Origin of the sequence: Paenibacillus sp. Soil787 (assembly GCF_001429545.1) — a bacterium.
Lineage (GTDB): Bacteria > Bacillota > Bacilli > Paenibacillales > NBRC-103111 > Paenibacillus_E.
Genome location: NZ_LMSP01000001.1, coordinates 953,897 through 975,311 on the forward strand (window position 1 = coordinate 953,897; position 21,415 = coordinate 975,311).

At 46.3% G+C, this 21,415-nt stretch carries 17 protein-coding genes, 1 pseudogene and 2 riboswitches; of the genes and pseudogenes, 7 read left to right on the top strand and 11 right to left on the bottom strand.

Annotated elements, in window-relative coordinates; genetic code table 11:
• Positions 1–7: 7 nt before the first annotated feature.
• From ASG93_RS03840 to ASG93_RS03850, 3 genes are all read left to right on the top strand, one after another.
• Entirely contained in the window at positions 8–1,171 is a 1,164-nt protein-coding gene (locus ASG93_RS03840) for an amidohydrolase family protein (RefSeq protein ID WP_056828971.1), read from the top strand.
• Positions 1,172–1,208: 37 nt separating this feature from the next.
• Positions 1,209–2,321 carry an ABC transporter substrate-binding protein gene (locus tag ASG93_RS03845; protein WP_056828972.1) on the top strand — a complete coding sequence of 371 codons (1,113 nt, stop codon included), beginning with the start codon at positions 1,209–1,211 and terminating at the stop codon, positions 2,319–2,321.
• A 1,087-nt stretch (positions 2,322–3,408) separates the two neighbouring features.
• Positions 3,409–5,295, top strand: a complete 1,887-nt coding sequence (locus ASG93_RS03850; protein WP_156410775.1) for an acyltransferase family protein — start codon at positions 3,409–3,411, stop codon at positions 5,293–5,295.
• A 611-nt stretch (positions 5,296–5,906) separates the two neighbouring features.
• On the opposite strand, the gene atzF is transcribed toward ASG93_RS03850, so the two are convergent.
• From atzF to ASG93_RS03870, 4 genes are read right to left on the bottom strand one after another with little or no spacing between them, the layout of a single operon-like run.
• Positions 5,907–7,790 carry an allophanate hydrolase gene (gene atzF / locus ASG93_RS03855; protein WP_082614675.1) on the bottom strand — a complete coding sequence of 628 codons (1,884 nt, stop codon included), beginning with the start codon at positions 7,788–7,790 and terminating at the stop codon, positions 5,907–5,909.
• Between the two features lie 21 nt (positions 7,791–7,811).
• The gene (uca, locus tag ASG93_RS03860; RefSeq protein ID WP_056829314.1) at positions 7,812–11,432 is read right to left on the bottom strand and encodes an urea carboxylase; all 3,621 of its coding nucleotides are present in this window, start codon (positions 11,430–11,432) and stop codon (positions 7,812–7,814) included.
• A gap of 57 nt (positions 11,433–11,489) precedes the next feature.
• Positions 11,490–12,143: an urea amidolyase associated protein UAAP2 gene (locus ASG93_RS03865; RefSeq protein ID WP_056828973.1), complete on the bottom strand. Its 654-nt coding sequence runs from the start codon at positions 12,141–12,143 to the stop codon at positions 11,490–11,492.
• 31 nt (positions 12,144–12,174) lie between these two features.
• Positions 12,175–12,894 carry an urea amidolyase associated protein UAAP1 gene (locus ASG93_RS03870; RefSeq protein WP_056828974.1) on the bottom strand — a complete coding sequence of 240 codons (720 nt, stop codon included), beginning with the start codon at positions 12,892–12,894 and terminating at the stop codon, positions 12,175–12,177.
• Positions 12,895–12,962: 68 nt separating this feature from the next.
• Positions 12,963–13,061: riboswitch (guanidine-I (ykkC/yxkD leader) on the bottom strand.
• A 191-nt stretch (positions 13,062–13,252) separates the two neighbouring features.
• A riboswitch (guanidine-I (ykkC/yxkD leader) is annotated at positions 13,253–13,357 on the top strand.
• An 85-nt stretch (positions 13,358–13,442) separates the two neighbouring features.
• Between ASG93_RS03870 and ASG93_RS03875 the strand changes: the two genes are divergently transcribed.
• On the top strand, positions 13,443–14,792 hold the full coding sequence (locus ASG93_RS03875) for an APC family permease (protein WP_056828976.1): 1,350 nt from the start codon (positions 13,443–13,445) through the stop codon (positions 14,790–14,792).
• 91 nt (positions 14,793–14,883) lie between these two features.
• On the opposite strand, the gene ASG93_RS37055 is transcribed toward ASG93_RS03875, so the two are convergent.
• The 7 genes and pseudogenes from ASG93_RS37055 to ASG93_RS03900 all read right to left on the bottom strand — a co-directional run bounded on the left by ASG93_RS37055 (position 14,884) and on the right by ASG93_RS03900 (position 19,852).
• Complete coding sequence (locus tag ASG93_RS37055; RefSeq protein WP_414858835.1) at positions 14,884–15,075, bottom strand: type II toxin-antitoxin system RelE/ParE family toxin; 192 nt, start codon at positions 15,073–15,075, stop codon at positions 14,884–14,886.
• 120 nt (positions 15,076–15,195) lie between these two features.
• Positions 15,196–15,468, bottom strand: coding sequence for a type II toxin-antitoxin system Phd/YefM family antitoxin (locus ASG93_RS03880; protein ID WP_056828978.1), 273 nt, complete (start codon positions 15,466–15,468; stop codon positions 15,196–15,198).
• 524 nt (positions 15,469–15,992) lie between these two features.
• Positions 15,993–16,094, bottom strand: a pseudogene (locus ASG93_RS37060) (TIGR00730 family Rossman fold protein); the annotation flags it as partial.
• A 135-nt stretch (positions 16,095–16,229) separates the two neighbouring features.
• Positions 16,230–16,694, bottom strand: a complete 465-nt coding sequence (locus ASG93_RS03885; RefSeq protein WP_056828980.1) for a hypothetical protein — start codon at positions 16,692–16,694, stop codon at positions 16,230–16,232.
• Between the two features lie 267 nt (positions 16,695–16,961).
• The gene (locus ASG93_RS03890; protein WP_056828984.1) at positions 16,962–17,672 is read right to left on the bottom strand and encodes a MerR family transcriptional regulator; all 711 of its coding nucleotides are present in this window, start codon (positions 17,670–17,672) and stop codon (positions 16,962–16,964) included.
• Between the two features lie 11 nt (positions 17,673–17,683).
• Positions 17,684–18,322: an Hsp33 family molecular chaperone HslO gene (locus tag ASG93_RS03895; RefSeq protein ID WP_056828986.1), complete on the bottom strand. Its 639-nt coding sequence runs from the start codon at positions 18,320–18,322 to the stop codon at positions 17,684–17,686.
• A 528-nt stretch (positions 18,323–18,850) separates the two neighbouring features.
• Positions 18,851–19,852: a Gfo/Idh/MocA family protein gene (locus ASG93_RS03900; RefSeq protein ID WP_056828988.1), complete on the bottom strand. Its 1,002-nt coding sequence runs from the start codon at positions 19,850–19,852 to the stop codon at positions 18,851–18,853.
• Between the two features lie 238 nt (positions 19,853–20,090).
• Between ASG93_RS03900 and ASG93_RS03905 the strand changes: the two genes are divergently transcribed.
• Genes ASG93_RS03905 through ASG93_RS03915 form a run of 3 tightly spaced genes read left to right on the top strand, consistent with a single transcriptional unit; the run spans position 20,091 to position 21,307 of the window.
• Entirely contained in the window at positions 20,091–20,471 is a 381-nt protein-coding gene (locus tag ASG93_RS03905) for a hypothetical protein (protein ID WP_056828990.1), read from the top strand.
• A 28-nt stretch (positions 20,472–20,499) separates the two neighbouring features.
• The gene (locus ASG93_RS03910; RefSeq protein ID WP_056828991.1) at positions 20,500–20,925 is read left to right on the top strand and encodes an SRPBCC family protein; all 426 of its coding nucleotides are present in this window, start codon (positions 20,500–20,502) and stop codon (positions 20,923–20,925) included.
• A 1-nt stretch (position 20,926) separates the two neighbouring features.
• Positions 20,927–21,307, top strand: a complete 381-nt coding sequence (locus tag ASG93_RS03915) for an ArsR/SmtB family transcription factor (RefSeq protein ID WP_056828993.1) — start codon at positions 20,927–20,929, stop codon at positions 21,305–21,307.
• Positions 21,308–21,415 lie beyond the last annotated feature (108 nt).

Here is a 21,415-nt window from a genome sequence, read left to right on the forward strand (position 1 = left end):
CAGTTTCATGGGACAGTGGTTAAGTAACGTTCAAGTTAACGGCGGCCTGCACGACATCTATTTGGATCAAGGCGTCATTGCCCAAATCGTACCTCAGGCGAGTGATCGGGAGAGGATGACTTGGGATGCACAAGGGATGCTGATGCTGCCTACTTTTAAAGATTATCATGTGCATTTGGATAAAGCTTTCCCGGATCGAGAGTGGGTTTCACGACGAAAGGTCGATTCATTATTCAAACAGTTTCAAATGGAAAAGGATCTGCTAGCGCCTATGAAAAGCGGACAGAAGGAGCGTGCACGAGCGATTTTACAGCAAATGTTGGCCTTCGGAACTACACGACTTCGCGTCCACGCCGACATCGATCCCGAGATTGGACTGACGCACTTGGAGATGGTTCAGGGGTTGAAAGAGGAGTTCAAAGGCACGCTGGACATCGAAATCGTCGCTTTCCCTCAGCAAGGATTAATCCGTTCACAGTCGGTTAGCCTCATCAAGCAAGCACTTCAAGAAGGAGCTTCTATCGTCGGGGGTGTTGACCCCGCAGGCGTTGACCGGGATATAGAAGCCTGTTTGAGTGCGATATTCGAGCTAAGTGTTGCTCATGACGCAGAGGTCGATATTCACTTGCACGATCCTGGGCATCTGGGATTATTCACCCTAGAGCGAATTATGGACTACACCGAGCAAAGCGGCAAAAACGGCAAAGTCACTATCAGTCACGCTTATTGCCTAGGCCAAGTGTCAGAAGCTGAATCTTTGGCTATTGCAGAACGGCTAGCCATGTTGGACATTGCTATTGTCACAAGCGTTCCCATTGACTCAGCTATGCCTCGCGTAACGCTGTTAACCTCGCAAGGTGTGAGAGTCTACTTCGGCTCCGACCATACCGGTTTGGACGCTTGGACACCCTTCGGATTCACCGATCAGCTTGCGAGAGGCCGAAGAATGGCGGACATGAACCGCTGGAATGACGATGAACGACTGCGATCCGTTTACCCTTACTTAGGTTCCACAGCAGCTGCTTTCCAGATTGGGGACACTGCAGATTTCATATTGCTTGATGCGATAAATGCTGAGCATGCGGTAGCTGCCGCCCCTCCGCGTGAGATCGTCAGCGTTCGAGGCGTGCCAGTCGCAGGGAAACAATTGCAGAGCGCTTGGAAGATTTAAAAGGGAACGATAACCGAAAGAGAATGGGGAGATTTCAATGAAATTACTGGGGACAACAAAGGTTAACACGGCCGCCATTGCCATGGTCATCCTTCTCACAGCTTGCGGAACGAACAATTCAGCAACAAGTACAAATGCTGGTTCAACAGCAACAACAGGAGGAACAGAATCAACGTCAACAGCCAAACCAACAGGGACAACAGATGGAACAGCATCAACTTCAACAGCCAAACCAACATCAACAACAGATGGAAATACTCCGACATCTAAGCAACCGGATAAAGTTACTCAGGCGATGAGTTGGTTTGCACAACCAGAGATGGGCGGACACTACGCCGCGCAAGTCGCCCATTTTTATGAGAAAGCGGGCCTAGACGTCACCTTGCAGCAAGGCGGGCCACAAGTATCCAACATTCAGCTAGTCGCATCAGGCAAGGTACAATTCGCCATGGCTAACGCCGACGAAGTCGTACTCGCGCGCAAAGAAGGCATCCCCGTTAAAGTGATCTACGCGAACTTGCAGACAAATCCGCAAAACCTGATCTACCACAAAGACTCCGGCATTAAGAAAATCGAAGACTTGAACGGGCGCAAGGTGTACACAGCTGTAGGCTTCCCCTTCTGGCAATACATCAGCTACAAATATAAACTCGATAAAGTCCAAGTTCAAAATTACACCGGCTCCCTCGCTGGCTTTAGCGCAGATAAAGACTCCATCACGCAAGGCTTTGCCACCAATGAACCTTACGTCTTGAAAAAACAAGGCGTTGACGTCGCTTGGTTCCTCAATGCCGACCTTGGCTACAACCCCTACGGCAACGTCGTCATCGCAACCGATGACTTCATCAAAAAGAATCCAGACTTGATCAAAAGATACTTAAAAGCAACAACCGAAGGCTGGGACTACTATTATGCTCATGCTGATGAAGTGAATAATGCGCTTAACGGAGTAAACAAGGATTACGACGTGGATCACTTGAAAGACGCGCAAGACGTTGCAAAAGATTACATTTTTGGCGGAGACGCTAAAGCACATGGGGTTGGCTACATGTCCGAAGATCGTTGGAAAACACTTGTAAGCCAGATGAAAGAAGCCGGCATGATTAAGATGACATCCCGGTTAAGGATTTATATACGAATGAGTTTTTGATGGCGAAGTAGCACGGCGCGGAGAATCGTGATGAACCGATCGGAGGAAAGCGACTTCTCAGCGTACTTTTCCTTGCTACATCGCGGGTTTCACCCAAGGATAAACGACTCCGTCGTCCTTCAGGGACGAGCACGTTTGTCAAGGTAGATGCGAAGCAAAAGTATAAAACTTATACTTCTTTATCTACTGAAAAAGCCTGCATAAGTGCAGTCTTTTCAGTCGAATCCGACGATTAGAGAGGAATCCCTGCAAATATACAGTATTATTGCAGCCTTTCTGCTTATACCTGAGAAGTAGCTGCGAAAAAGTGTATTTTTGCAGGTATTTTATTTACCGAGCTAAAAAAGAGGTAAAAAGGATGTATAAATGCAGCCATTCTACAAAAGCTGATTTGTGCTTCGTTGAAGTTCGTATCGTACAACGTTTTTGCCTGCTGCTCCTGTGACAGCAGAAATTCACCCCTTCGTGCAGAGCGACTGCAGCATTCGAACGGCAGTTCGGTGATTGATGCCTAAATGAGTCACTACATCAATAGAACGCAGCGGACGAGCGAGTCTGCATAGGCGGACCCAGTCGAGACGAGACGAACGGTTTCCCCTCTCCGATACGCTGCTCGAAGCAGTCTTTATCTTGTCCCCTAATCGACTTTCATCGTTAGGCGAATTGAAGAAGCTGACAAGGATAAACGACTTCGTCACCCTTCAGGGACGAAAGCGTTTATCAAGGTAGATGCGAAGCAAAAGTATAAAAGTTATACTTTCTTTATCTACTAGAAAATAGGCTCGGTTTTCGAGCCAATTCTTTCTTTGGTGGCCGCAGGCCAACTGATCACTAATTACGCCCTCATCTACGCGATCAACACTCCGATCTATGTTCGCGAGCATAGTGAATATAAGCAGCTAATCTAAGTTGACGGGGAACGAGGAGCCTCTATTTCGGCGAAAATGCAAATATGGGGTTGGTACGCGGAACGTAGTGACGCTACTTTGGTGTTTTCATCATAAATTTAGTGAAATATACATGTAAACTTTTTAAACTAATCGTTCGTCTTATTGACATTAAGATATAAGGCGAGGGATTGAGGACAATGAAAGACACCTTGGGAACGTTTCATCATAACAACAAGAGAGGACAGCTGGTTAAGCATAGTTCCGGAATTAAACGTTACATGCCGGGATTAGATGGGCTTAGAGCACTTTCTGTAATGGCAGTAATCGCTTATCATTTCAACCTTAAATGGGCTTCTGGAGGGCTCTTGGGGGTCGGGATTTTCTTTGTTCTGTCCGGTTACCTGATCACGGATCAACTCATCACTCAGTGGAAACAAAACAAGAGGCTCGATCTGAAAGAATTCTTGATAAGACGAGCGCGTCGATTGCTGCCAGCAATGTTCACAATGTTAGCCTTTGTTGTCATATGGTTGATCCTGTTCGACAAATCCCGATTAATCGCATTGAAAACCGACTTTCTTTCAGCAGCTCTTTATTTCAATAACTGGTGGCTTATTTCCCATGAGGTATCGTATTTCGAAAGTTTTGGCCCTCCTTCTCCTATCGGACATCTTTGGTCTTTGGCAGTTGAAGAGCAGTTTTACCTTATATGGCCATTAGTTCTCATCATTCTGTTGCGTATTGCACCTCAAAGAGGCAAAGTTTTCTTACTCACACTTGTTGGTGCAACTGCTTCTGTACTAGCTATGGCGATGATCTACGTACCGGGAATGGATCCAAGTCGAGTCTACTACGGCACTGACACCAGAGTATTCGCTCTGCTATTTGGTGCTGCTCTTGCCATCGTCTGGCCAAGTCAGAATATAACTGCAAATATATCTCGTAGATCTCGAAATTTCTTGGATTTGACTGGAGGAATTGGATTATTCATCATCATTCTTATGATTTGGCGAACTAATGAATACGGAGACTATCTCTACTATGGCGGGCTTATGTTTTTCTCTATCACATCTGCGATTGTAGTCGCAGTACTCGCGCATCCGGCAAGCCGCCTTGCAAGGCTCATGGGATGTGGTCCTTTGCGCTGGATCGGCGTTCGCTCCTATAGTCTTTATATTTGGCATTACCCTGTCATCATGCTAACTAGTCCTACTGTTGAAACCAATCCCTCGGGCATTATTCGTATTTTTCTTCAATTAGTGGCTAGTCTTCTCCTTGCCGCATTATCATGGAAATACATCGAGGAGCCTATACGCAATGGTTTATTAGGAAAAATGTGGAGAAAAATGAACATGAATCCGAAGCTAATTTATCGTCAACTGTTATTTATTATCACAGTAATCCCACTCCTATTTTTATCTGTATCCTGCAGCAACAAAGTGGATTCGTCCGTTTCAGTCAAAGCAACTCCAGAAACTGCTGTTCAAAATATGAAAGATCAATCCGACACTTCGTCACATTCTAAAAATGAGGAATCAATAAATACACTAACAGAATTACCTAAAACTCCTAATCCTAAAGATCAGATAATCAATACCCCAATCACCAAGGAAGAGTCCGATAAAGGGGTTACAGCTATTGGCGATTCGGTTATCCTTGATGCCGCTCCTTTTCTGAAAAAAAATCTGCCAGGCATCGTGATCGACGGCAAGGTTGGCAGGCAAATGTCACAAGCTCAAGAAGTAGTCGATCAGCTCAAAGCGAATGGGAAACTTGGCAGTCGGGTTATTATTGAGCTAGGTACCAACGGGCCGTTTAACAGCAAAGAACTACGAAAATTACTTACATCACTCGGTGAAGTTCAGCAAATCGTACTTGTGAATACTCGTGTTCCGAAAAAATGGCAAGACACAGTCAATTCAGTCCTAAAGGAAGTCTCTGCAGATTATCAGAATGCTACACTTGTAGACTGGTATTCTTTAAGTCAAGGAAAGGATAATTACTTCAGCGAAGACGGCGTTCATCTAAAACAGGAGGGGGCTAAGTTCTACGCCGAACTTGTCGCGAAAGCCATTCGGCAGTGAGAGTATTGCAGTATTGCAATAGACTATAAGTGGCAAAGCAAAAAACAGCAAACTCGTATGCTAGAAGGTCTATTTCTAACGATGTCCTTTTTTAAAAAATACGTGGAATTCCCCTTAACCCTATGTTGAAAAACGTAATCTTGTAACGTTCCCACAAGGTAAAACAACAGCTCGTATAGCACGCAATGATAAAGAAGAGGGTTACCAGCTTTTTTTAAAACGATCAATTGTACAGCGCGTCCTATCCAAGTGCAATGCACAACGAACAAAAATAGGACGCTCCATATTTATTAGTGATCACCACAAGCTCGTAGAAGCGGCAAAAATTCGGAATGAGACCTGAAGACCCCTTCGTCCGGCAGAAGCCGCGACCAAGGGGTATTGCTGCATGAGAACTGCGGCTTAAAAAACTTATATTAATCGACGGTCTCTCTTGTTCCGCTAATTCAATTTTCAGCTCATTTCATCCACTTTAGCGGCATGTCGTTCCGTTGAGATCAACTCTGGCCCCAAAGGACCTCCCCCTAATGGCTGAAGTCCTCATGGATACGTGTTGGTATTCACTTCTGAATCGTGCCAAAAACTCAGCAGCAGGCAGAAACATCCGCCTCTTATAAAGGCACCACTTTGCGCCATGTGCGCAAAGCTGTTACATCTTCCGCGCTTGCGGCCGCGTAAGCTTCGCAAACGAAGCCCGGGACTTCCGTGCCGTCCCGGAGCTCAACCTTCCCGATCCCCAGCGGAGCTGGGATCGCAGCCGCAAAGCCGCCGAATGCTTCCAGCGGCATCTCCCACACCTCCAGCAGGATGGCTGCGCCGCCCTGCTGCTGCTTCACCAACCCCGGCTTCGCCGGCGTGGATGGCAGCTTCACCAGGCTGTACTTCGCTGCGGTCTCATCCTCCCGGATGAACCGCGCTCCACAGCCTAGCATTTGCTTCTCCAGCGGGTAGCCGCGCATGTGTAAGCCGCAGACCGCGACCAGCGTCGTCGGCGCCGCTGCCACGGCAACCTCATCCGCCGCCGAGCCTGCAGCACGCGGCGCGCTCGCCCCAGCAGCCGATTCCAGTTCGGCGTCCACAGCACCCGCCACGAACTGCTCGGCTGCGCCGCAGATCAAGCTCTCTTCTTCAGCGAGCGCGAAGAACGTGATGCCAAAAGGTGTCTGCGGCGCCGCATCACCCGCAGGCACAGCAACACCGCACAAATCAAGCAGATTGCAATGATTCGTGTAGCGCCCCATATCCCGATTCGTGGCTATAGGGTCGGCCAGCACTTGCTCGCGCGTCCACGTCCCCCCGCAGGTAGGCATGACAAGCACGGCACCCTTCAGCAGTTTGCGAGCTTCCAGCTTGAACTGCTGCAGCTTATGCATCGCGTGGAATACGGATGCAGCATCGTACTCCGCAGCGGAGCCTGAACGGAGGATCTTTTCCGTGACGGGGTACGCGATGCCCGGATTCGCATCGATAAAGCTGCCCAAGGCCGCCCATCTTTCGGCCACCCATGGACCCTCATATAGAATTGCCGCCGCTTCGGCGAACAATGTAGCATCGATATATTCAACCGGGATGTTCAAATTAACACTTAATCCCTTCAATTTCTCAACAGCAGCGTCCCACGCAGCGCGGTACTCCGAAGCATAAGGACCATAAAAACCTAATTCACCTTCAGGCAGAAAAACTTTGGCCGGAAGCTTAGCCGCTTCCCTAGTCACGCTGCGCGACCAAGGGTCATCTGCGTGAAGCCCGCGCACTACGCCGTCTACGGCGAGCGCGTCATCCAAGCTGTGCGCGAAGACTGTGATACAGTCTAAACTCGCACAGGCAGGTACTACACCTTTGGTTGGCCAGGCGCCGAGACTCGGCTTATAACCAACCAATCGGTTGAGCGCAGCAGGCACGCGGCCCGAGCCTGCTGTATCTGTGCCAAGCGAGAACGCCGCTTGCCCACGAGCTACCGAGACGGCCGAGCCTGAGCTCGAGCCGCCGCTGATCAGTTCCGGGCGAAGCGCGTTATGCGCGTCGCCATAGGGACTTCTCGCGCCGACAAGCCCTGTCGCGAACTGGTCCAAGTTCGTCTTGCCGACCGGAATCGCCCCTGCGGCAATCAATCTTTCCACTACGCCTGCATGCTCCGCTGGTGTATATGCATACTCCGCGCAGCCAGCCGTCGTCGGTACCCCAGCCAGATCAATGTTATCCTTGATCGCAAATGGAATCCCCCATAACGGCGCATCAGCCATAGAAACTGATTTTAATCTTTCCAGGTAAGGCTGAATGACATCCATCATCGGCGGTGTAATCCAAATATTCATAGTCTCATCGTTCGATGCGCGCTGCACAATAGCCGCTATCACTTCATGCGGAGTTAATTCTTGTTTCTCGTACTTATCCCGCAGCCATGAGATACTTAATTCCTTAGCTATATTAATGCCGTTAATCTTCTCAATGTCCTCATTCTTTTCGATCTTTTCCACCTCATTAGCCTCAGTCATTGATAAGACACCTCTCTCTCCTTAAGCAGATTGTGCAATACCGAGAATCAGCTGTCCGGCATGAACTTGATCCCCCGGCTTCACCTGAATCATCGAAACATACCCATCGCATGGCGCATGCTGCGGAAACTCCATTTTCATACTTTCGAGAATTGCCAGTTGATCGCCCTTCTTCACTTGTTCACCCGGAGATACAAGCACTTTCCAAACACTTCCCGGCATAATTCCGCGCACAGCAACAGTCCCCGCCGGCAATTCATCCTCTGGTGCCTCATTCACAGTTTCTTGTTCAGATACGTACTCAGCTAATCCCTTCGCCTTCCAGCTCTCCCGCTCCGCTTTAAAAGCATCCTGCTGCTGTTTACGGAATGTTTCCGCACTCTCTTCTATCGAACCTAGGAATTGCAAATATTCACCTAAGTCAAATGTCGTTTCCTGAATATCTGCTTCATACCGGCCCCGAGGGAAGTCTTCACGTAATTGCAGCAGCTCCTCTGCGCTGACCTCATAGAATTGGATTTGATCAAAGAACCTTAACAACCAAGGCTTACCCGCCTTAAAGCTTTCCGTAGAGCGAAGGCGATTCCACATTTGAATGGTACGTCCTACGAATTGATAACCTCCCGGACCTTCCATCCCATACACACACATGTAAGCACCGCCGATACCAACGGCATTTTCCGGTGTCCATGTTCGTGCAGGGTTATATTTCGTTGTGACTAGACGATGACGCGGGTCGACAGGCGTGGCTACAGGAGCCCCCAAATACACGTCACCTAATCCAAGCACCAAATAATTAGCGTCATAAACAATCTTTTTAACATCATCAATTGTCTCTAAACCATTAATGCGTTGAATGAATTCCAGGTTACTAGGGCACCAAGGCGCATCTGGACGCACCCCTTGTCGATAACGCTGAATCGCCAGCTGTGTCGCGGGGTCATCCCAAGAAAGCGGCAATCGAACGATACGTGAAGGTACGCGGAACTCTTCTAATGGAGGCAGCGCTGCATCAATCTCAACAATTTTCTTACACGCTTCACTTACCGTTATTTGTGAAGGATCGATGTGAATTTGCAAGGAACGAATCCCTGGCGTTAAATCCAGCACCGGAATCGAGCCGCTTTTCACAATCGCTTGCATCAAAACCTGCACTTGGAACCGCAGCAGCAAATCTAACTCAAGCTCGCCATACTCAACAAGCAAGTTCTGATCTCCGCAGCAGCGGATCGTAATTGGAAATCTGCGATTAGCTGTTTCATGGAAAAGACGCGGATATTCCGGCGTAAGCTCTTCATTAACAGAAGGAAGCTGCCTAAGAACCAGCCGCCCGAAATCCCCCTCACCAATCGCACGCAAATTGCTTTCCTGCAGATCGCGCAAGGCTTCCGCTTCCGGAAGTGTTAGCAAATGGAATCGAATGGTATCACCCGGATGAAGCTGCCCCAGCTTCCAAAACTCAGCCGAAGCCGTCGTCACTGGACAGACGAAACCGCCAAGGCTCGGGCCGTCAGGTCCAAGCAGAATAGGCATATCCCCCGTCAAATCCAGCGTACCGACCGCATACGCATTATCGTGAATATTGGATGGATGAAGCCCCGCTTCACCGCCATCTTCCCGCGTCCACAGCGGAGCAGGTCCTTTCAAACGAACCCCCGTCCTCGAGGAGTTAAAATGAACTTCCCAACTCGTTTCCGTCAATTGATCCAAGTATTCCGCGTGCAAAAACTCACCTGTACAATGAGGTCCAGGAATCACACCGATCGTCCACTCTCGCGTCATCACAGGACGATGCTCCAGAGCAAGCTCTGCCGCCTCTTGAACGGGACTTCCGCCTTCATTCACACCGAGCACATCTCCCGTACGCAGTGCTCGGCCGCCATGACCACCGAAACCGCCCAGCGTAAACGTGGATGAGCTGCCGAGAATTTTCGGCATATCCAAGCCGCCGCCAATCAGAAGATAAGTGCGCATACCTTCCTTGGCCTCGCCGAAGCTCAGCACTTGACCGCGAGCTGCCAACACCGGCCTATACGCTACAATAGCCGTTCCACCCAACTCCGCTTGCATATCTGCGCCAGTGACGCAGAACCACATGTCGCTGCGGAACTTATAAGAACCTCCGCGCAGTGTCATTTCCAATCCGCAGGCATCGTCAGCGTTACCGAGCAGCTTGTTTCCGATGCGGAACGATAGCGGATCCATCGGTCCGCAAGGGGGTACACCCACGTCCCAGTGGCGGATGCGCCCCGGGAAGTCCTGAACGGTGGTTTGAATCCCGCCGTCTACAACCTCCAGAGCCCGTTCCACTGGCTCGAACGTATTCAACAATTGCGTGAAGACGTTCCCGTCTACGCAATCTTTCTCTTGCAGAAGAGCCTGTAAATACTGCAGGTTCGTTGTAATACCGTACATGCGCGTTTCCGCCAACGCTTCGATCAATTTACGAATAGCGTCCAAACGGTCTGTACCGTGGACAATGATTTTAGCCAGCATCGGATCGTAAAGGGTTGTGACCGTAAGGCCATCCCGAACCCATGTCTCATTCCTTGCTTTATCAGAGAAGACCGCCCGATCCAGCTGCCCTGCACTTGGACGGAACTGCTCAAGGCAGTCCTCCGCATAAATCCGCGCTTGAATGCTGTGCCCTACCGGCTTACGGATAAGCGATTGAATATTGGTAAGCTCATTAGCCGCTTCAAGCACCATCCACTCGACTAGGTCAATACCCAACACTTCTTCCGTCACACCGTGCTCAACCTGAAGTCTGGTATTGACCTCAAGGAAGTAAAACTCAAACGTCTCAGGATCATAAAGATATTCAACGGTACCCGCACTGCGATAGCCCACTTCCGCAGCAAGACGCTTCGCCGAAGCGAACATCGCCTCACGCACTTCATCCGACAAATTCGGAGCCGGACTTTCTTCAATAACCTTCTGGTTACGACGCTGAATGGAACAATCTCGCTCACCCAGCGTAACGACTTCCCCGAAGTCATTACCGAAAATTTGCACCTCAACGTGGCGCGCTCTCGCGATATATTTTTCAAGGAACATGCCGCCGTTTTTGAAATTCGTCTCTGCCAAATGGCGGACGCCGTCATAAGCGGCTCTTAATGTGGTCTCATCTGCGCAGACGCGCATCCCAATGCCGCCACCGCCTGCTGTGCTTTTGAGAATAACAGGGTAACCAATACGTGCAGCTTCAGCTAATGCCTCGTCCAGTTCCGTAATCAGCGGTGTTCCCGGCAGCATCGGTACGCCCGCTCTTTCAGCGATTTCCCGTGCAGAATGCTTGAGTCCGAACATTTCCATTTGCTCTGGCGTTGGTCCGATGAACACAATGCCATTTTCACGGCAAGCACGAGCGAAATCGGCATTTTCACTTAGAAAGCCGTAACCGGGATGTATCGCCTGCGCACCGGTTTCCAGCGCTGTTTTCAAAATCAGCTCTGTATTCAAATAGCTTTCCTTCGCCGGTCCCTCCCCGATCAGAACAGCTTCATCCGCACCATCCACATGTAAACTATCTTGATCTGCCCCTGTATAAACAGCAACGGACGCAACCCCGAGCTTGCGTAAAGTACGCTCAATACGTACAGCGATAGCGCCACGATTAGCAATCAGCACTTTCGTAAACATCGTATCCACACCCCTCAGAATTTCGTAGACCATCTATCTCCTCTTAAGCAAAGGAACTTAATTCTCCCAAATAAGAACCTGAATCGGCGTCGGATTATAGGCATTACATGGATTATTAAGCTGCGGGCAGTTGCTGATAAGCACCATAGAGCTGCCTAGCGACTGAACCTCAACATAGCAGCCCGGAGCGGAAACGCCATCATCGAACTTCAGTCCACCATCTGGTGTGACAGGTACATTCATAAAGAAGTTAATATTCGGCGCCAAATCCCGCTTCGTATATGCTCCGCTTTCGTGCTGAGCAAGCTGCAGCATAAACGTATCTCGGCAATTATGCATCGATAGCTTATCGTGCGAGTAACGTACCGTGTTGCTTTGAGCCGAGCACGAACCCCCGACCGTATCATGGCGCCCGCAGGTGTCGGCTACGATTTCAAGCAATTCCTTACCGGATTCTGCCCGGAGGACAGAGCCGGTGCTGAGATAAATGTTGTTTTGACCTGCAATCGTCGCAACCGCACTATAATGATCTTCCGGATTCTCTGCATCATAAAACAACGTGTCTGCCGCCTGGTTCCCTTCCAGATCAACAATGCGCAGCACTTGCCCTGGCTTCAAAACACGCATCCAGCCGTCTCCCGCTTGAATAACTTCGCTATAGCTGGCATCCTCGACTTTACGAGGGCTTTCTACACGATTAAATACAGCCATTTCAGTTCCTCCTCAGCATTTTTCGCTTATTTCATAAGCCAAGTAGCGTGTGATATTCCCATGTATTTTCAAAAGCTCGGCGATTTTCCGGGCGGTAATTCAAGCAATAATCATCTTCACCCACAGGCGATGCGGAAAGCACCTCCATTTTGACAGGTACAGATGGATACGTTGATCTTGGGTCTAGCGGGTTTGGCGTGTTTGATAAAACGAGCAAGGCATCTAATTCCGTACGCAGCGTAACCGTCGCTCTCTCAGGACAATGAGCAGCACTAAAATGCATATCCCCATTATCATCACAAGACACTTTGGAAAATAAATTCACAACCGGCATCATATCGCGCATGCTAAGGCCATTACGCACCAGCTCTACCGCGAAGTTCTCCTGCCCGCTCCGCAGCCATTCATTTCGCTGCTCTTGGAAATTCGTCGTCCCGTACTTGGCATCCGTAGCCGCACGGCTTGTGTATCCACTAAGCGGATCATGCCAACCGATACTGTCCTCCACAATGCTCACTAACGCTCGGCCATTGTCACTCATCAGAACGTTACCGCGTGTCAAATGGGCTGTATACTGGGCTTTCAGCGTATCCGGCATATTGTAGCGCTCCGTAAGATCCTGCGCGTGGAATACTTGTATAGACACATTCGCTCCCGCCTCCAGCGCCGTAAAACGAATCAACTTCCCTCTACCAATCGCTCCTGACCACTTGCCGCCCGGCCCTATTGTCTTGCTCCAAATGTTATCCATGCTACCCATCTCCTTTGCCATGTCGTTAAACAAAAAGGGAGACATCACAAGACTCATGTCTTGGTGATATCTCCCAGGTTTTTATCCTTCCGTGGCGCTCTTAGGTAAGAGCGGTTTACTCTCGGACCAGCCCGGTCATGACCGGCGGAACCCTAGTAAACAATCGTATTCGTTTGTGTTACTAAACATAACATCGTTAATGGTATGTGTCAATAAGTTCTAGATTTATTCCGTATTTTATCTAAAATACTTCTCACGCGCTTAACTTTGTGTTATATTAACTTACACATAAGGCTGATATCTAACACAAGCAAGTAAAATGCCACTTTCACCAATAGGTAAGTAATGATTCATCACATACATGGTTTTCTAGGGTTCCGCGAGGGCATGACAGCCTCGGTCTGGACCAAGAGAAAACGCACAGCTAACCCTGTGTTCACGGAGGGATAAAAGCCCGGGAGGATATCTGTTTCATAGATATCTCCTTGGCTTTTTTGCATATACGCCCCTGTATGATCAACGGCAAACAATGATAAGGGAGTGTCACTATGAAAACAGAAGTTACTTTACGCCAATCTTTAAACCTATCCCAAGTCGTTTACATGGGGCTTGCATGGATGACGCCTATGATTTATTTCTCCATCTATGGCATTGCTTATGAGAATGCGCATGGCATGCTGACGCAAGCTTACCTGCTTGCTTTCATTGCCATCTTTTTCACCGCGTACAGCTATGGCGTTATGTCCAAATCTTTTCCCACATCAGGCTCCGCTTACACCTATACGAAGAAAAGCATCCATCCCTACTTAGGCTTCCTGGTCGGCTGGGCGCTGCTCCTTGACTACTTTTTCTCCCCCATCATTGCCTGCCTCACCTTCGGCATCTATCTTCACGCCCAGTTCCCGTCCATTCCGGCTTATGTCTGGATCATCGGGCTCAATATCGTCCTCGGAATCGTAAATATTATTGGCATTAAGTTTTCTGCAAATATCAGCAAGCTGTTCGTTTGGATTCAGATTCTTTTTATAGCGGTCTTCTGTTTCTTCCTTTTCCGAAATATCACCGGAGATGTTCATCCGCTGCAGCCATTCCTGCAAACCGAAGTACCCTTCTCCACCATTCTTGCCGGAGCTTCGATGATCTGCTTCTCCTTTCTAGGCTTTGACACGATCACGACCATGTCCGAAGAAACCAAAAACTCCGAGAAAACGATCCCTCGGGCCATCATGATCATCATCATTACAGCCAGTATCCTGTATCTGGTGCCGTCTTTCCTGACACAGCTGGTTTATCCACAGCTAACCTTCGTCGATATGGATTCGGCTGGTTTCGAGATCGTGAAGCTCGTCGGCGGAGCCGCACTTAGCTCTGTGTTCATCACCGTACTTATACTCGCCATTTTTACCCAAGGCTTATCATCGGTAACTAGCGTTTCTCGTCTCCTCTTTGTGATGGGGCGCGATTCCGTTCTCCCTAAACGGGTGTTCGGTTCCCTGCATCCTAAGTTCAACACACCCGTCACTAACATTGTGATCGTCAGCGTCGTCTCTCTGCTCGCTCTGGTTATATCGCTAGACAATGCTGTGAAATTCGTGAATTTCGGGGCATTGACGGCCTTCTTCTTTGTAAATATCTCCGTTATCGCTCAAAAATACATCAAAGATAAGCAGCGCTCGCCGAAGATGACGTTCCTCTATCTCATTATGCCGTTGATCGGAGCCTGTTTCATTGGCTATCTGCTGTCTTTGCTCGACAAAGATGCCCTATGGATGGGAGGCGTATGGCTCCTCGCGGGCATTGTGTATCATTTGATGCGAAAGCGTTCGGTTCGATTGCTATCGGCGTCGAAAAGACCAATCATCACTGGCAGTGGCAGTCCTTCTGGGTCTTTGGAATAGAACGAGAAAAACCGCCAGGAATCATCCTGACGGTCCTTTTTAGGTTTAAAGCGAATCCGCAATTTTATCCTAACAATTTGTTTTGCATCTTTTATTCCATCGAGCCAAACAACTCACGAAGATAATCCCGACGCCCATGCAACATGCGGTGAATGATGACAGTATTTTCAATAATCCTGTAAAAAACCAGATATGGATGCACGATAATAAATCGATATCCACGCTGTACAAGTGTATATTCCTCATCCGACAATACCGAACCCTTATTTGGAAAATCCGCCAATTCTGCAATTTAAAGATCTAACTTTTCCAAGAGGTTTTCTGCGGCTGACACATTGTCTTGCGATATAAACGAGAAAATCTCGTCCATATCATCAATTGCTTTGCGGGAGTATATTTGACCTTATTCTTTCGCGGCATTCAGCTTCCTCCGCATATTTCCTATGACTAGGTCATGTTCAATTAATTGCTCTCCCTCAGCAACCTGCTTTTCCGCAATCAGCAACTTCGATTGTAACTTGATACGGGCTTCCATACGTCGAAATGCTTCATGACTCATCACAACCAGATCCGCTTCTCCATTACGTGTAAGTATAACCGGCTCATCTATTTCATGGCAGTATTTTGAAAAGCCATTATAATCCTGTCGAATTGTAGTAGACGGCTTAATATTCATTTTCATCAACTCCATTGAATGACATTATTCTGACGATATTATATCATTAAAACAACAGTTATTGCTCCCTCCGCTTTACCGTTATTAATGATAAGGTTCACCGCGCTGTCTGTAACGGCAAGGTATAACATATTTGCCATAGCGTACGGATCTGATTGAAACATCCCAGCTCATTATATTCGAAATATCATATACAATCACTCATATCGCCACATACCGGCTCATTGTATTCGAAATATCATATACAATCACTCATATCGCCACATACCGGCTCATTGTATTCGAAATATCATATACAATTGCTCGATCCGACCTCGGAGTTCTCAATACCTCCTCAAGCTTTTCCAAATAAAACTTGCCGTTACTTGTGATACGGTTTTCACCTTATCATTAATAGTGGTAAAACAATAAAAGTCGCCACATTGGCGACTTTTATCTCTATGTGAGTTCATTCCACTTATTGACCTGCTTTGGTGGTATATACTTTATGATTTTAATGCCCAATTGCGACCAACTGATTACCTCAAACCAGAATGGACCATTTCACCTTTGAAAAGGTTTCGGGGCATTACACCAGTGACTTTGCCTCCAGCAGCTAATACTGCATCAGCAACTCGTCCCAGCATCTGGTCGATCTCTTCCAATTTCAATTGCCCTGACTGCTCTTGCTGTTTCCCCAACTTCCTCCATAAGGAATCCAATTCTTTCTAGATGACACAGACCACAATGGCCGGATTCCTCCACTTGCGCTTTTGCTTACTTTAATATTGTCCTTTAATTACAAAATACGAGCCCCGAATTGTTCCGGCTAGTTTAGACTTCTGCCTGGCAAACTTAAACTTCGCTTCTAACTCCTTTGGTACCTCCATCCCCTCAGAAAGCTTAAAGCCAACGGCCCGCTTCTTAGGATCATCAACCGTATACATGACATTGAGCGCAAGACCATCCTCATAAAAGACATAGGTAAATTGAATATTTTCCACTTGAAAACGCGACGTTTCTAAAGGTTTGGCCGCAAACTCAATACCACGTTCTTCTTTCAAAATTCGGTTCACATACTCAAGGCTCTCTTGACTTTCGCTAGCTGGCTCAACCGTAAATTCATGCTTGTATTTGTTCATAAAGTAACGAGCTTCATTAGCACGTAAACCAGCGAGCGCTTCCACGACTGGTGAAGACTCTAAACCAACCGTAGACACATCTTTAAAATCAACGATATACGACATTTCCATCTCTCCATTTCGCTTTATTCCCTAACAAAAGGAATCAAAAACTAAGCCATTCCTCAATGTAGAACCACGCATATAGCCAAACTTCAAATACATCCTCTTATCCACAAATATTATAGCAAAAATGATTCAAATAGAAAATTGTTGGATGGCGATTCTCCGTGTTGTCCGCAAGGCAAGTATCGTTTTAATGATCAGGAAGGTATATTTGACATCAATGAATAGTAAGGAAGAATGTTGATTATGTTGAAATTCATATTGAATTTATTGATTTTTATCATATTCATTAATCAATCCGACTAAATATTTATAATTATCCTCTGTAATTCCAAAAGTATTTGTGGGATTTTTTTGATAAAATTCTTCTGCAAATTTTATCATATCATCGGATACTTGATTTGCCTCAAGAATGTTCTCCTTCCAATATTCAATACATTTAATTGTTTTCTTATCTTTTGAAGACAATTTATGCTCTAAGCAAAAATTCAAGTCTTTTATAAATTCATTCCAACCTTTTATATTGAAGATAAAATTTGTATCCTTTTTCTGTGCCAAGTTTTCAATCTGTAATTTTGAAATTCTAGTATCATTTGTTATTTGTGAAAAAAACGGAAGAATATAAGGGGTTATATCTTGCTTTTCGCTAACCTGCTCATCAAGACTGGATAATCGCATTAAACGTAATTGTAAATCTGTAATTGCTGTCTCAATCCTACGTTTTTCTTCTTTAATAAAAAGCCGAATATCAAAATCATTATTATTTACATATTGATTAATGTTATTTAAACTCATCCCTATATTTTTAAGTGAAATGATTACGAAAACTTTCGAAAAAGAATTTGAATCATATAATCGATGACCATACTCATTGGTATATGCTGGGGTGAGTAGGTTTATTTCATCATAGTATTGTAATGTTCGTACACTTACACCAGTCAATTCAGAAAGCTCTTTAATTTTTATATATTGTTCCATAGTTATACACTCTATTCTATCTTGTTTTCTGATATTACATTTGCCAAATGACTATACATATTTGCAACATGATTCCAATCAACTTGTTCTAACTCCCTTGATAGGTATACCAATTCATCATCACTTTTAGAAATTAATTTTTCATCAGCAAATGGTAAAGGTTGCATCAAAAGCCCTCTTGAAGAATTATCCCCTGCCATTATAAAATGACTTGGAAGCTGTTCGCTCTGTACTGTAAAATGAGACAATAGCATAACGACACTATCCATAGACGCCTCAACTGTCCCTGTGTGTAATCCTGTTTCCCAATTCCCTGTTGTTATTGACACTACAGATTTATTGTCAAATAAATCAGCTACAGTTCCATCAAATTCATTAAGTTTATCTTTATACTCAATACTAAATTTTGAATCTGTGATTTGACAAAAAATAGAGACTCCTTGAGAAAGACGAAAAGAAAAACTTATTTTTGCATTAAAATCATTTATGGCAGATAATAGTGTACAATTTGTAATGATCTGCTCCAAAAACTTGCGTATACAATGAGTTCCTGTAAATTCACTTAATGCTTTTTCTGAAATTTGATGTGTATCAGCAATAACCATTCTAAAGTCTTTGTTTGCTGAAAGCATTTTTATAATATTATTCATTTCTATCACCTCTTAAAGGTCAATTTTACTGTATCACGTAACGTGATACACAAGTGCTTTTTGATTTTAAAAAATGTTTTTTCTCCGCTTTATCACTTTTGTGATACGGTTCCCAGCGATTTATCCGCATCGCTATTTGCACATATTCCACTGTATAATTCCAATGGAACTAACCCTAACCGCCGATGTCATGAGACATCATTGGATATAATCCAATCAAATACCTCAAGCTGAGGTATTTCGACCTTTCTCCCAACTCAAATAAATAAGGGGTAAGCTTCGCTCACCCCAAATCGTATAAATTCTAGGGAATAGTTTGTTGTGGGTGTTAGCTTTAGTGCTGGCTCTTGGTATTCGGTGTTCGGTGCATTATTTAGCACACTTTACTCCACTTGCCTATATCGAGCTCACTCAATCTTGATAGCCACTCTTGCCCAAAAAGACGTCAAAACTCATTATTCTTTACATGCTTGTGGCGAAGTGATCCTTCAGTAATGCTTTGATTCATTCGCAAGAAAGCCACCTTACTTACTCGGAATGTTCCGACTTCCGGTCAGCAGGAAAAACAAGCCCCATCTGCTTCCTAGCCTCATCCATAATAGCCATGGCAATGCTTGAATTCGCATGTGAGTTCGTCGTGGACTCCAATGCTCCGCTTTTGATAAGCCGAATAAATTCTTCTGCTTCATAGCGCATGTTTCTTACAGCTTGCTCCCGCGTCAGGTTTTCCACTGATCCATCTCGGTAACGGATTTCAACTTTTTCAGGCGTGTTGATTTTATCGATGACCATCGTCGCGTGCTCTCCCTGAATTTCTGCAGGTAAATAGGAGCTCGAAATTTTGGAGTGCATAATCACAGCATCCATCTCTTTGTAGCTAAGAAGCAGGCTGCCCTCGCCATCTACGCCCGACTCCAACAGTACTCCGCTTGCTTGTACACGTTCCGGAGCGCCAAAAAGCACCGCCAACGGATAAATACAATAAACGCCTAAATCCATTAATGAGCCATTGGAAAAAATGGGATTGAACGCATTCAGTACCTTCCCCTGCTTATAGGCATCATATCTCGAGGAATATTGGCAATAGCTCGCAAAATAACGACGAATTTTTCCTAGCTTATGTAAATTGTCTTGAATTGCCTTGAAATTAGGAAGCAGTGTGGACTTGAGGGCTTCCATGAACACCACTTTATTCGTTTGCGCTGCCTTAATTATCGATGAGAGCTCGGCGACATTGGATGCCGCAGGCTTTTCGCAGATAACATGCTTGCCATGATTCATACAGAGTATCGCGTATTCCGCGTGAAATGAGTTCGGACTCGCAATATAAACCGCATCGAATTCCTTACTTTGTGCAAACGTTTCTAGGCTTGTATAGATATGAGGAACCTCAAATTTCTGAGCGAATTCCGCAGCTTTCTCCTCTGTACGCGAGTAAACGGCAGTTAAGGCGAACTCCCCTGTCTCGCGGGCAGCATGAATGAATTCTTCCGTAATCCAATTGGTTCCTATAACAGCAAAACGTATCATTTCGTTCTCCTTTATTCCACTCTTGTTTTTCATAACTATACCATGATTTCAGAGTTGTTGAAAAAATGTACATAAACATGAAGTCAGAATTTCCCCATAATAACCCCCCCTTGACATGAAACCAAAAGGTTTCGTATAATCCTTTGTGTAACCATTTGGTTTCGTATTGTAATACCTTTGGAAAACCTAATCTTTTGGACACAATACGAAAAGGACATATAGGAAGGAATGACTTACGATGCAGGACGAATTGTTGAAGAAGCTGCGCTACAAGCAAGGACGAGCCCTCGTTCTTCAGGCACCCGAAGGCTACAAGCTTGGGATTGAGGATAATGAGGAGCTGAATGGCACCTACGATTTCGTTCAGCTTTTTGTTAACAATGCTGCCGAGGTGGCTGAATGGGCACCTAAAGCGATTGCCTATTTGAACGATGAAGCTGTGTTCTGGATCACCTATCCGAAGCAAAGCTCGAAGGTGAAAACCGACATTAACCGAGACATTCTATGGAAGTTGATGGATGAAAATACGGACTATCGTCTTGTAAGCAATGTTGCGGTGGACGATAAATGGTCGGCCCTGCGTTTGCGTCATAAGAGTAAAGTAAAAACGAAATCCTAAAAAAATATTTATTGGAGGCTACTTATTTATGGAAAATCAGACTCAAGGCACATTGCCGGATATCAAGCAAACACTTGTTTTTAACGCACCGATTCAAAAGGTTTGGAATGCCGTAGCGACATCTGATGGCATCGCAGCCTGGCTCATGCCCAATAATTTCAAACCAGAAGTTGGTTATGAATTTCACTTGGAAGCAGGACCTTTCGGCAAATCCCCTTGTAAAGTAACCGAGCTCGACCCGCCAAACCGTCTATCTTTCGCATGGGGCAAAGATTGGTCGCTGACTTTTGAATTGACCGATTTAGAAGACAAAACAGAATTCACTCTCATCCACTCCGGCTGGGATGCGGATAAAGTTACGGAATTCGGTCAACCTCACACAGCTGTTCGCGAAACAATGTCGATGGGCTGGGTTGGCCTGGCGAAGAAACTGGCTGCTCACGTCGAGGCTTAAGATGGCAGTCCCCTCGCAGAAGCATGACGTCTTTCAAGCGATCGCCGATCCAACCCGCCGTCAGGTGTTGCAGTTGCTGGGAGAGCAAGAGATGCCCGTAACGGTTATCTCCGGGCATTTCCCGATGAGCCGCACCGCGGTGTCTAAGCATCTTCGTATTTTGGCTGATGCCGGGTTGGTGAAAGAACGCAAAGTCGGCCGCGAGACCCGATACAGGCTGGAGGCAGAACCGCTAATGGAGTTGAAGCGTTGGCTATCCTATTACGAACGCTATTGGGAAAACAAGTTAAACGTGCTCAAACGGTTCGTGGAATCGGACGATGAAGAAGGCGGAAATGCTTTATCCGCTCTGGAATTGGTCGATCCTACGAAACATGAATAATCAAGACTACTAGCCGTCGGTTCCTCGAACCCTCGGCTTTTCTTAACTTCATTCCATTTGCATTATTTGGGACAATAGATTGTTGGCTCTCCAGCGACTCCTTCTCCC